This is a genomic window from Paenibacillus radicis (ex Xue et al. 2023) (assembly GCF_024722015.1).
GTDB lineage: Bacteria > Bacillota > Bacilli > Paenibacillales > NBRC-103111 > Paenibacillus_S.
Map to the genome: position 1 here is coordinate 1 of NZ_JANQBD010000065.1, position 12,176 is coordinate 12,176.

Below are 12,176 nucleotides of genomic sequence, written 5' to 3' on the forward strand. Positions count from 1 at the left end.
ATAGCTACGTACGGAAGGGATAAGCGCTGAAAGCATCTAAGCGTGAAGCCCCCCTCAAGATGAGATTTCCCAGTATGTAAGACCCCTTGAAGACGACGAGGTTGATAGGTTCGGGGTGGAAGTGCCGTAAGGTATGGAGCTGACGAATACTAATCGGTCGAGGGCTTATCCAAAAAGAACCCCACAAAGTGAAGAGAAGCGTTGAAGCTTACTCCGAGTACTTTGCGGGGGGCCCCGTGAAAATATATAGCGTTGCTCGACGCTGCTTGTTTCGGATCTAGTTTTCAGGGTGCAAACCTTGACATTCGTTTGGTGATGATGGCGGAGGGGAACCACGCGTTCCCATCTCGAACACGACCGTTAAGCCCTCCAGCGCCAATGGTACTTAGACCGCAGGGTCTTGGGAGAGTAGGACGTTGCCAAGCGAATACCCACACTTGTGGGTTTTTTTATGACCATTTGTTTACCGGCTTTGGTTATGGTTCAGTTGATTGAACGTTGCCTCGCAGGTGGAGGTGGACGATTTGATCTCAAGTGGTCTATTGTTCCCTGATAGCTCAGTTGGTAGAGCACTCGACTGTTAATCGAGTTGTCACAGGTTCGAGTCCTGTTCGGGGAGCCATTATGGAGAGGTGTCCGAGCTGGCCGAAGGAGCACGATTGGAAATCGTGTAGGCGTCACAAGCGTCTCGAGGGTTCGAATCCCTCTCTCTCCGTAGCAATTCTTTAGAAGATAAGGCCCGTTGGTCAAGTGGTTAAGACACCTCCCTTTCACGGAGGTAACAGGGGTTCGAGTCCCCTACGGGTCACCATTATTACAATGATAGGGGCGCTTAGCTCAGCTGGGAGAGCATCTGCCTTACAAGCAGAGGGTCGGCGGTTCGATCCCGTCAGCGCCCACCATAATCATTTTTGCCGCGGGGTGGAGCAGCCCGGTAGCTCGTCGGGCTCATAACCCGAAGGCCGCAGGTTCAAATCCTGCCTCCGCAACCAACTTCATGAGGCTCGGTAGCTCAGTCGGTAGAGCAGAGGACTGAAAATCCTCGTGTCGGCGGTTCGATTCCGTCCCGAGCCACCACTTTGGATTATATGAGACATTAGCTCAGCTGGTAGAGCACCTGACTTTTAATCAGGGTGTCGTAGGTTCGAATCCTACATGTCTCACCATTTTTACAGCGCGCGTATGGCGGAATTGGCAGACGCACTAGACTTAGGATCTAGCGGGCGACCGTGGGGGTTCAAGTCCCTCTACGCGCATAACAAAACAAGAAAACTCTGAGATCAAGTGATCTCAGAGTTTTTTTGTTGGGTGAAAAATATATACGTTGAAAAGTAGTTTTTATTGAAAGATTTATGGAATTGTTGAAATCAGAACCGAGCATAATAAGGCGATTGTTTTAGTGACAATCCCATTTTATTGTTATTCAGCTCTTGTTTTCCGTTAGCGTAGCAATACTCTTATGATTTTAAATGCTCGATAGACGCAAAAGCTTCTATTTTATAATTTCCGTTTTCATAAATTAATGTTGTTATTGAGCACTCAGGAACCAATTCGCTTTGTACGGCTACAAAATTAGGATGCCAAACATTTAGTTGATTCTCGGGAAATGTATTGACGAGAAAGTCAGTTATTAATCCACCATGAGTAACAATTACAATGTTACTTTCAGGAGGGTGTTTTTTTACTAATTCTGATAATAAAGAGGATAAACGTTCACCTGCTTGCTTTGCAGAATCACCTATGGGAGGTATATATTCGGGTTCACGTGTACATCGCTCCCACATTGCGACAAATTCATCAAATGTTTGTTCTGGAATATCCCCCCAGTTAGCACGTTCCCGCAAACGACTATCCTCATTAATTGTTGATTTGGTCTCTAATGCAATATACTCGGCAGTTTCTTTGGCTCTTCGAAGTGGACTTGTAAGTATGATTGTTATCGGTAAATCATAAAAATGTTTAGCTGTCGATTGTGCTTGTAATATACCCTTGGGAGTTATTGGTACATCCCCAATAGCTTTTTCTTTTATAGCATGCCTTACAAGAAAAAATGTTGTTTTCATATATCAGAGCCTCCTGTAAGAAATTACTACCCCTATAGTTCAATAAAATGAGCAGATTGCCGTAGTAAATGCTATTAAATATTTAGCATTCAACTTATAGTACGCCGTCATGCTCTAGAGCAAATAGGCTTACCTGATCCAAACATTTTGCCTTTAGAATATGTCTATTTAGTTGTGGCTCAACCTCAAAATCAGTGCTTGACCCTCATCCGAATATCAGTTCCCAAAAAATCCTGCAAACATGCAGTTATTTTCTAACAAAATTGCTGCTGAGAGAACATTCCTGCAAAAATACATCAATTCTCTTGGAAAAACTCTTCGGTCCAGCTAAGAATGAAAAAATAACTGCACATTTGCATGAATTCATGAAGACTGCCGATATGCAAGGCAAAAGGATGTATAAAAGCAGGTTTTTAGGAAGAGGCGATGGCTTCGAATCGAATAATTCGAATAAAGTCGTGTGTGCTAGCATTGACGTTCTTAAGGTTTTGTCTACAGCTGAGCAGGCACGGCACGGAGACAAGATCAAATGACTACGTGAAACGCTGGTTTCATTTTTGAGCTTTTAATTCCAAAGAGAATTTTCTTTATACCACTTTCTAAGCTGATTAATATTAGCCTGATGATAGCGGCTATGGTCAGCCATATGCCATAGTCCCCAGCGAATGGTTGCCTGCTTTTCGTTTTCATGTCCAAAAGTGACAATTGTATCAAGATCAGCATCTGTTAATTGTGTACAAGCATCATTCAACATTGTCAGTACACCTTCATAGTCGGATATAAGGCTGTTCAAAGACTTCCCTTTGATCATGGGAAGCCAATTATTTGCATCTATCATGGGGCCATGTTGTTCTTTTAAAGAATGAGGTAGTGGTTGTCCTTTTATTCTATAAACCCAATTAAGATCGACATACATGATATGTTTGATTAACTGAGCGGTACTATTGAAGTTGTTAGTTGGACCTTTGTAATCTACTTCTTCTTGCGACATGCCATTCGTGATTAATTGTAGCCGTTGGTTGTTTTCTTTCACAGCGGAATATAATATTCCCACAATGGGTGACATAGTTGCTTCACCTTGTAAATCATAAAGCATCTTAGCTTTTCCTCCTTTAAAATGCACTGTATTTGTTTATCATTCCAAATCATATTAGCGTCTGTCTGCGGACTTATTTGACAAGGCCAAATAATCGTTGGGGTCGACCAACCGTCCCGTATTGCAGGAACTCATTCGCTATTCCATGTTCAATTAAATATTCCAGGTAAGAGCGCGCCGTCGAGCGGCTGACTCCGGATAAATGAGCTATTTGCTCAGCGCTGCACAGATTCTCAGTTTGCATCATGCATTGCTTGATTCGTTCTAATGTTCTCAGATCGATTCCTTTTTGCTGCTGCTGTGCGGTCATCGGTTTGGCGGATCTGAACTTTTTTAACCCTTCCACAAATTGTTGATCCGGTTTGGCAGGGGATAGCAAATGATTTTTAAATAATCTGTATTTCTCTAAGGTTCCCTTCAATAAATCAAGGTCAAATGGTTTTATCAAATAATCAAAAATCCCCAGTTGAAACGCTTCCTCAATAATATCAATCTCCTTGGCGGCGGTAATTAGTATCACATCGCAAGAAATTTTTTCAGACCGGAGGGCTCTTAATACCTCAATGCCTGAGCGGTCAGGCAAATAGACGTCGAGGACGAGCAGCTCCGGCTTCAGCCTTCTGGCCAGCTCCATTGTTTGTTCGTAATTGCCGGCAATTCCCGCGAGCTCGTAGCCTTCCTGCTGCTCAATATAACTGGCATGTACTTTGGCGATCATAAAGTCGTCATCGATGACCAAGACTGGCAGATTGGGTTGCTTCATTGTACATTCCTCCTAATCGGCAAGCTTATGCGAATCATCGTTCCGTCCGAGGAGCTGTCGCAGGTGAGAAACCCGCCCTGATTCGATACTAAACGGAATACATAGGCCAGCCCAAACCCGCGTCCTTCTCCTTTTGTTGTTGTCCCATCGTTGAAAAGCGTATCTTTAATAGCCGGATCGACACCGGGGCCGTTGTCCTTCACATGTATAAGCAGATCGTCATCTTCCTCTTTGAGAAATACCGTTACTGTTGGTGATTGTATTTTGATCGAGGACATCTGGATCGCTTCAAAAGAGTTTTCTATTGTATTCCCCAAAATGGTAACGATAATTTCGCGATGCGGGCACTTTTCAGGTATATACGATTCCGGACTGACGAGCAGCTGTATTCCGAGTTCTCTCGCCCGATGAGTTTTACCGATTAAAATGCCGACAACGGCTGAATCCCGAATTCTGGCTAAATAAAAGTGGATGGCGTCCTGATGTTCTTCATTGATTTGGTGAATAACCGCTTTAGCTTGATCATACTCGGATATTTGGATTAGACCGGCAATTAAATGCAGCTTGTTCATAAACTCATGCCTTTGGCTTCTCAAGGTATCTACATACCTGCCGATATCAGCAAGCCGCTCATCAATTTGCTCCAGCTGCATTTTATCCCGGAAGGTGCTTACCGCACCGATCACCCGCCCGGACAAGGTAACCGGAACGCGGTTAGCGATAACAAGCGTATTGCCGATAATGGTAGGCTGATCTCTCTGTGAAATCCCATTTTCCAGCACCTCAGGTAATCGGGTTATCGGGATGATGTCGGAAATATGCTTGCCGATCAGTCCATTGTCTTCCTTGCCCAGCATTTTTTTAGCTTCCCGATTGCAGGTTACGATGTTTCCCTCCTTGTTGACGGCGATAATCCCTTCGCAAATCGCATCCAGAATAGCGGATTGCTCTTGGGTTACGAAAGCGATTTCATGAGGCTCCATATTAAAAATCTGCTTTTTGATATGACCGGATAACAGATAAGCGCCGATCAGGCCGAAGATGAGGGCGGCTGCTCCAATGACCAGTACTTTTTCAAACAAAACAAATAATTGGCTCCAAACGCTGTCAAGCAAAAAAACGACGGATACGAGACCGATTTGTTTATGGTTGCCATCAAAGATAGGGGCTTTTCCTCGAACGGAATAGCCAAGGCTCCCTTTAGCTTGAGTAATGCTTTCATGACCTTTTAAAACCGCTTCATTATCGTCTCCGACCATATGCTTGCCAATCTCGGCAGGGTTGGAGTGGCTGTATCGAATCAAGTTCATATTACTAACGACAATTACGTCGGCCCCGACATTTTTCCATATTTGCTCTGTGATCGGCTGGATTGTCAACGAAGGATTGGCTTGTTCGAACGCTTCCACAATTTGCGGAAGTCCGGCTACGGTTTTGGCTACCCCTAACGCTTGCTCGCCCGTTTCCTTAAATTGTTTGTCCACGACAATATAGAACATGGCGGAAATGACCAGGATTAGCACAAACAAAATATTTAAGGTAACCAGCGCATTAATTTTACTTCTAAGCGTCATTTTCCTGAAACGGCTCATAAACGCGGCTCCCTCTGCAGAATATAAAAACGGAAATCATAACATTAGTTTAATGGGTATGGAGGATAGACGTAAAGACATAAATGCTTTCCATCGCGTTAACAATATCGCCAAAATAGATAATAACCGTCAATATTCATAATATAGCTAAAATATTTCAAATCCAAACGGGATGTATTATGATTTGTTGCAAGCGCTACCATTACACATCTGCAAAGGAGACACCATAATGAATCAAATGGGCTCACCGTTGTCCGATAAGCCAATGATTGATCTGCAAGGGGTCACTAAAGAGTTTCTAAAGCCTTCGGGCGAGGTTCACACCGTTCTAAGCAATATTAATCTTCGTGTGCAAAAGGGTGAGTTCTGTTCTATTGTCGGGCCAACGGGATGTGGGAAATCAACGACGTTAAGCCTGATTGCCGGTTTTGAGAAGCCATCGCTTGGGAAAGTTCGAATTCATGGAGAGCAGCTGGAAGGGATTAATCGTCATGCTGCTTGTGTATTTCAAACGGAGAACGCATTTCCATGGAAAACGGTCATTGACAATGTGTCGCTCGGATTAAGGCTAAAGGGTATGCAAAAAAACGAGGCTTATCAGGAGGCAAGACGATGGATTGAGAAGGTGGGGCTGAAAGGTTTCGAAGGTCATTATCCTCATCAGCTCTCAGGCGGAATGAGAAAGCGTGTTGCTTTGGCGCAATGCTTGATCACGCAACCGGAGATACTGCTCATGGACGAATCATTTTCTGCGCTTGATGTGCATACGCGTCATTTGATGGAAAACGAGCTTCTGAAAATTTGGGAAGAAACGTCTGCATCGGTCTTTTTTATTACGCATGATCTGGAGGAAGCGATTGCTCTGAGCGACCGTGTTATTGTACTAACCGCGGGCCCCGGCGCAACCATCAAGGGAGATTACAAAATTAATCTGGATCGGCCGAGAAATGTGGCGGAAATCCGTTTTGACCGACAGTTCGCGGAGCTGCATGAGCAAATTTGGAATGATTTAAGGGATGAGGTGATGGCAAGTTATGCAAGCGCAAACCATGCTTAATTCGCAGGAAGAGATTATGTCTCGGAAAAAGGATATGAGAGCCAAAGCAGCAAAGATAAAAATGCGAAATTTGGCTTTGCAAATTATTGTTTTCGTTGCCATATTCGGCTCTTGGGAAATTTTATCGGTTAAGAAAATCATCGATCCCTTCTTTTTCTCCAGTCCTTACTCCATTCTTAAGCAAATTGTGGAGTGGTTTATAAGCGGCACGAGCCAAGGTCCTATTTATGTACATTTTGTCGTTACTTTTGAGGAAACCATTATTGCATTTATTGTAGGAGTGCTGTTGGGAGTGATCGCCGGCTATGCCTTAGGCAGAAACGATATCCTCTCGGTTATTTTCGGGCCTTATATCCAAATGTTGAATGCGCTTCCAAGGGTTGTGTTGGCACCGATTTTTATCATCTGGTTCGGACTTGGCATGCCTTCGAAAATCGCTCTTGGCGTAACGCTTACCTTTTTCATCGTATTTTTCAACGCTTTTCAGGGCGTACGTGAAGTGGACAAAAATTTGCTGAATAATGCGCGTTTGCTTGGCGCTAATAAGAGACAGCTGGCTCAGCACGTCATTCTCCCTTCGGCATTAACCTGGATTTTATCCAGCTTGCATTCCAGCTTCGGCTTTGCACTCGTAGGAGCGGTTGTTGGCGAATTTATTGGATCTACGAAGGGACTTGGTTTTCTTATTGCTCAAGCCCAGGGTGCTTTCAACACAACCGGGGTATTTGCGGGCATGGTTCTCTTATCGGTTACGGCTTTGGCAGCTAACTGGGCAGTTTCCAAATTGGAGAAACGTTTCATTGCATGGAGGCATATTCGTCAATAGTTATGGTTTTTCAAATTTAATTTATAATATAAAGGGGTAATGGCGATGAAATTCGGTAAAAGCACAAAGCTTGGTGCAGCAATGCTCATGTCACTTGGTTTAATTTTAACGGGATGCGGTACAGCGGATAAGCCGGCTTCCCAACCGGCCCCAAAAGGAAATGATCAGCAGGCTTCTGCTCCTGCTCCTGCTCCTGCTCCTGCTCCGGCACCGGTAAAGCTTCCCAAAGTAAATATTATGGTGGGCGGTTTGGAAAAAATTATTTACCTCCCGGCAAAGCTGACAGAAAGCTTAGGTTATTTCAAAGAAGAAGGACTTGAAGTAGAGCTTACGAGCCAGGCATCCGGGGTCAATGCGGAGCAGGCGCTTATTGCTGGGGAAGTACAGGGGGTTGTCGGTTTTTACGACCATACGATCGATATGCAGGCGAAGGGGAAATTTCTTCAAGAGGTAGTACAGCTGGCCACGAATCCTGGAGCGAAATTGATGGTTACGAATAAAGCGAAGGATCAGTACAAAACCTTGGCTGATTTGAAGGGTAAAAACATTGGTATTACCAGCTCTGGGGCTTCATCGCATTTTCTCGTCAACTATTTGGTGACCAAAGGCGGTAACTCGACAAAGGATTTTGTGCCTTTGGCAGTAGGAGCAGGCGGAACTTTGGTCGCTGCCATGGAACAAGGGAAGGTGGATATAGCATGGGCCACTCAGCCTACTACAGCATTGCTTGAGCAAAGAGGCATTGCTACCACGTTCGTGGATATGGAGAGCCAGGAAGGCTCCAAACAAACACTTGGCGGCACTTATCCAGCCCCAAGCTTGTATATGGATGCGGATTACGTAAAGAAAAATCCGGAAGTGGTACAGCGTTTGGCGAATGCTTTTGTCAAAACATTGAGATACATGAGCACGCATAAAGCGGAGGAAATTGCCGAAAAATTACCGAAGGAATATTATGCAGGCGATAAAGATTTATATGTGAAATCGCTCCAAGCGAGCTTGGCTATGTTCACTACTGACGGAAAGATGCCTGCAGGCGGACCGGAGAAGGTGTTGGAAGTTTTAAACATATCTACTCCACAGCTTAAAGACGCCAAAATCGACCTTAGCAAAACGTTCACCAACGAGTTTGTAGATAAGGTAAAAAAATAATAGAAGAATCGTTTGATTCAAAGGCTACTACGCGATAGATTTATTAGAAAGGGGCGTTGTTGGCGCCTCTTTCTGCTTGTGTAAATACAGGTTTAACTAAGGGAGAGTGACGTTGTGAGCCGTATAATATCACCCGGCTCCCGGTTGCGGGAAGCCATAACAACAGAAAAACCGCTGCAGGTAGTTGGAACCATTAATGCTTATACAGCCATGATGGCTGAGCGTGTAGGCTATCGTGCCATTTATTTATCCGGGGGCGGAGTGGCCAATGCTTCCTTCGGTCTGCCTGATCTTGGCATTACTTCTTTGAATGACGTTCTTGAGGATGTTCGAAGAATTACGAACGCGACCTCATTACCGCTGTTGGTCGATGCGGATACCGGCTTCGGAGGCGCCTTTAATATCGGTCGAACGGTAAGCTTGATGATTCAGGCCAGTGCGGCGGGAATTCACATCGAAGACCAAGTATCGGCCAAACGATGCGGCCACCGTCCGAATAAAGCGATTGTCAGCTCTTCGGAGATGGTAGACAGAATCAAAGCGGCTGTGGATGCTAAGACGGATTCTGCGTTTGTCATCATGGCGCGTACGGATGCACTTGCGGTCGAAGGATTGGATGCGGCGATCGAAAGAGCATGCGCTTGCGTGGAAGCCGGCGCTGATATGATATTCCCTGAAGCCGTGCTTACTTTGGAACAATACGATAAGTTCGTGAAAGCGGTCGGAGTGCCGGTATTAGCGAATATTACCGAGTTCGGACAGACCCCTCTTTTTACAGTCAATGAACTGGAGCAAGCAGGCGTTAGTTTGGTACTGTACCCATTATCCGCTTTTCGGGCTATGAATGCTGCTGCTTTGAATGTCTATCAGTCGATTCGCAGCGACGGGACGCAAAAAAACGTGGTGGAGCTTATGCAAACGCGTATGGAGCTATACGATTTTCTCGATTATCATGAATATGAGCAAAAGCTTGACAGGCTGTATAAGCAAAAAGACGAAGAAAAGTTATTATAATGAGTGCTTTTTCAAGGTACGATGCTCGGACCAAGCTTACACGGAGGTAATTCTATGGCATTTCATATTAGCAACGATAGACCAGAACCGGACCAGGTTTTGCTGGATTTAGCCGACTATGTTTACGACTATGGGATAGATAGCCCGGAAGCCTATCGAACGGCGCGATTATGCTTGATGGACACGCTCGGCTGCGGTCTTCTTGCATTAAGGTATCCCGAGTGCGCGAAGCACCTTGGACCCATTGTTCCGGGAACCGTGGTGCCTCACGGGGCAAAGGTTCCCGGAACCCAATATCAACTGGATCCAGTTACGGCAGCATTTAATATCGGCTGCATGATCCGTTGGCTGGATTATAACGATACATGGCTTGCCGCCGAATGGGGGCATCCTTCCGATAATCTTGGAGGAATTCTTGCCGTTGCCGATTATATCAGCAGAAACAACGTTGCCGAAGGGCTGGCCCCTCTGACGATGAAGGATGTGCTCACCTTGATGATCAAAGCCCATGAAATTCAAGGCGTCATTGCCCTTGATAACAGCTTTAACCGCGTAGGGCTGGATCATGTGTTGCTTGTGAAGGTCGCTTCAACGGCGGTTGTAACGAAGCTGCTCGGTGGATCGAAGGAGGAGATGATCAATGCGGTTTCCAACGCATGGTTGGACGGTCAAGCGCTTCGCACATACCGTCATGCTCCGAATACGGGATCCCGTAAATCCTGGGCAGCCGGAGATGCCACCAGCCGGGCCGTTCGTCTCTCCATGATGGCTCTAAAAGGCGAGATGGGCTATCCTTCGGCGCTTACCGCTAAAACATGGGGCTTCTATGACGTGTTATTCAAGGGAAACGAATTCAAGTTTGAACGCTCTTACGGTTCCTATGTGATGGAAAACGTGCTGTTTAAGATTTCCTATCCAGCGGAATTTCATGCGCAAACTGCAGTGGAATGCGCGATTGCGCTGTATCCCGAGATAAAGGGCAGATGGGAGGATATCGATCATATCGTCTTGACCACACACGAGTCTGCCATTCGCATTATCGATAAGCAGGGACCACTGCATAATCCGGCAGACCGCGATCACTGCTTGCAGTATATGGTGGCTATAGGCCTCATTTATGGTGAATTAACATCGGATCATTACGAGGATAAGGTCGCAGGCGACCCGCGAATTGATCGGCTTAGAGCCAAGATGATCACGCAGGAGGATGCCCGTTATACCCGCGAGTACCATGAGCCTGACATACGTTCGATAGCTAATGCTGTGCAAATTTTCTTCAAGGACGGCAGTAGTACGGAGAAGGTGGAAGTGGAGTTTCCGATCGGCCATAAGAGGAGACGTGCGGAGGGGATTCCGCTGCTGGAACAGAAATATGAGGCGAACTTGGCAACTCGTTTTCCGCGCAAGCAATCGCAAGCCATTATGGAGCTGTGCTTAAATCAACAGGAATTGGAGCTAACACCAGTCCATCAATTTATGGACCGGTTCGTGATATAAATGGATGATAGAGATTGGACGATTTTAAAGGTGCTTTACGAGCAGCGTAATATTACCAAAACAGCGCAGCTTCTTTTTATTTCACAGCCTGCTTTGACAAACCGTTTGCAGCAAATGGAAAAGGAATTTGGCGTTCAAATCGTTCAACGGAAAAGCAGAGGCATTGAATTTACACCTGAAGGTGAATACTTAGCCAAATGCGCGGACGAGATGCTTTTAAAGACCAACAAAATAAAAGATCATGTCCTCAATTTACGCAATAAGGTCTCAGGAACGTTAAGGCTGGGAGTTTCCAATTATTTTACGCGAAACAAATTGCCGGGAATTTTAGAGTTGTTCAAAAATCAATATCCTGATGTGGAATTCAAAGTTGTCACAGGCTGGAGCCGGGATGTACTTAATTTGATCTATAATCAGCATGTTCATATCGGTTTTGTCAGGGGGGACTACCCTTGGGGAGACCGGAAGCAGCTTATATTTGAAGAGACCGTCTGTATTGCATCCAGAAAAGAAATAAATATGAATGATCTTCCTAACTTATCAAGGATAGATTATCAAACGGACTATTGGTTTAAATCGCTGGTAAACGATTGGTGGATAGAAAATTTCACGCATCCTCCAGTGATCGGCATGGAAGTGGATAAAGTCGAAACATGCCGGGAAATGGTTATTAGAGGGTTAGGTTATGCTATTATGCCCAGCCTCGTTCTTGAAGGCATACCGAATATTAACAAAATCAATATTAGTGATAAAAATGGCAATCCAATATTAAGAAGAACGTGGATGTATTATCACGAAGAAGCGTTGGAGTTAAATCTGGTAAAAGCTTTTGTTCAATTTATGGAAGCTGTGGATTTGAGTGCACCGTTGTAGACGGCGATAAAAAAATGGGGAAGGGATGATTCCTTTACCCATTTTTTTGCTTATAAATGTTCCGCGGAGGTGAGCTATTCGGATATGGCAAGAAAAACTACTGCTAAGCACAAAATTGGATCTCTGTCAAGAAAGTAGACACTCAAATAAGAGATATCACACAACCTTTTTGTAATACATGGCCTCGTATTGATCCGGTGAAACATAGCCCAAAGAACCATGAATTCTCTTACGGTTGTAAAA

General features: G+C 45.0%; 10 protein-coding genes, 8 tRNA genes and 2 rRNA genes. 16 read left to right on the forward strand and 4 right to left on the reverse strand.

The genetic code is table 11. The features are described from left to right. From NV381_RS37870 to NV381_RS37915, 10 genes are all read left to right on the forward strand, one after another. Positions 1-173: ribosomal RNA gene (locus NV381_RS37870) — 23S ribosomal RNA — on the forward strand; the annotation flags it as partial. Between the two features lie 135 nt (positions 174-308). Continuing rightward, positions 309-425, forward strand: a 5S ribosomal RNA gene (gene rrf, locus NV381_RS37875). A gap of 121 nt (positions 426-546) precedes the next feature. Further along, positions 547-622, forward strand: a tRNA-Asn gene (locus tag NV381_RS37880). A gap of 4 nt (positions 623-626) precedes the next feature. Continuing rightward, a tRNA-Ser gene (locus tag NV381_RS37885) sits at positions 627-715 on the forward strand. Positions 716-736: 21 nt separating this feature from the next. Further along, a tRNA-Glu gene (locus tag NV381_RS37890) sits at positions 737-811 on the forward strand. A 15-nt stretch (positions 812-826) separates the two neighbouring features. Next, positions 827-902, forward strand: a tRNA-Val gene (locus NV381_RS37895). Between the two features lie 13 nt (positions 903-915). Next, a tRNA-Met gene (locus NV381_RS37900) sits at positions 916-992 on the forward strand. 9 nt (positions 993-1,001) lie between these two features. Then, a tRNA-Phe gene (locus tag NV381_RS37905) sits at positions 1,002-1,077 on the forward strand. Positions 1,078-1,090: 13 nt separating this feature from the next. Next, positions 1,091-1,166 (forward strand) — tRNA-Lys (locus NV381_RS37910). Positions 1,167-1,176: 10 nt separating this feature from the next. Then, a tRNA-Leu gene (locus tag NV381_RS37915) sits at positions 1,177-1,256 on the forward strand. A gap of 201 nt (positions 1,257-1,457) precedes the next feature. On the opposite strand, the gene NV381_RS37920 is transcribed toward NV381_RS37915, so the two are convergent. The 4 genes from NV381_RS37920 to NV381_RS37935 all read right to left on the reverse strand — a co-directional run bounded on the left by NV381_RS37920 (position 1,458) and on the right by NV381_RS37935 (position 5,514). After that, entirely contained in the window at positions 1,458-2,063 is a 606-nt protein-coding gene (locus NV381_RS37920; RefSeq protein ID WP_258218427.1) for a histidine phosphatase family protein, read from the reverse strand. Between the two features lie 565 nt (positions 2,064-2,628). Next, a complete protein-coding gene (locus NV381_RS37925) occupies positions 2,629-3,159 on the reverse strand; it encodes a DinB family protein (RefSeq protein WP_258218428.1) in 531 nt (176 codons plus the stop codon). A gap of 73 nt (positions 3,160-3,232) precedes the next feature. Then, positions 3,233-3,922 (reverse strand): response regulator, encoded by a 690-nt coding sequence (locus NV381_RS37930; protein ID WP_258218429.1) that lies wholly within the window; start codon positions 3,920-3,922, stop codon positions 3,233-3,235. Further along, positions 3,919-5,514, reverse strand: coding sequence for an ATP-binding protein (locus tag NV381_RS37935; RefSeq protein WP_258218430.1), 1,596 nt, complete (start codon positions 5,512-5,514; stop codon positions 3,919-3,921). The genes NV381_RS37930 and NV381_RS37935 overlap by 4 nt, the downstream gene beginning before the upstream one ends. Before the next feature lie 229 nt (positions 5,515-5,743). Between NV381_RS37935 and NV381_RS37940 the strand changes: the two genes are divergently transcribed. From NV381_RS37940 to NV381_RS37965, 6 genes are all read left to right on the forward strand, one after another. Next, positions 5,744-6,571 carry an ABC transporter ATP-binding protein gene (locus NV381_RS37940; protein WP_258218431.1) on the forward strand — a complete coding sequence of 276 codons (828 nt, stop codon included), beginning with the start codon at positions 5,744-5,746 and terminating at the stop codon, positions 6,569-6,571. A gap of 16 nt (positions 6,572-6,587) precedes the next feature. Then, positions 6,588-7,397, forward strand: coding sequence for an ABC transporter permease (locus NV381_RS37945; RefSeq protein WP_258218432.1), 810 nt, complete (start codon positions 6,588-6,590; stop codon positions 7,395-7,397). Positions 7,398-7,442: 45 nt separating this feature from the next. Next, positions 7,443-8,549 carry an ABC transporter substrate-binding protein gene (locus NV381_RS37950; RefSeq protein WP_258218433.1) on the forward strand — a complete coding sequence of 369 codons (1,107 nt, stop codon included), beginning with the start codon at positions 7,443-7,445 and terminating at the stop codon, positions 8,547-8,549. Between the two features lie 114 nt (positions 8,550-8,663). Further along, positions 8,664-9,563 (forward strand): methylisocitrate lyase, encoded by a 900-nt coding sequence (prpB, locus tag NV381_RS37955; RefSeq protein ID WP_258218434.1) that lies wholly within the window; start codon positions 8,664-8,666, stop codon positions 9,561-9,563. Positions 9,564-9,617: 54 nt separating this feature from the next. After that, positions 9,618-11,060 (forward strand): bifunctional 2-methylcitrate dehydratase/aconitate hydratase, encoded by a 1,443-nt coding sequence (locus NV381_RS37960; RefSeq protein WP_258218435.1) that lies wholly within the window; start codon positions 9,618-9,620, stop codon positions 11,058-11,060. Continuing rightward, positions 11,061-11,933, forward strand: a complete 873-nt coding sequence (locus tag NV381_RS37965; protein ID WP_258218436.1) for a LysR family transcriptional regulator — start codon at positions 11,061-11,063, stop codon at positions 11,931-11,933. The last annotated feature ends 243 nt before the right edge of the window (positions 11,934-12,176 follow it).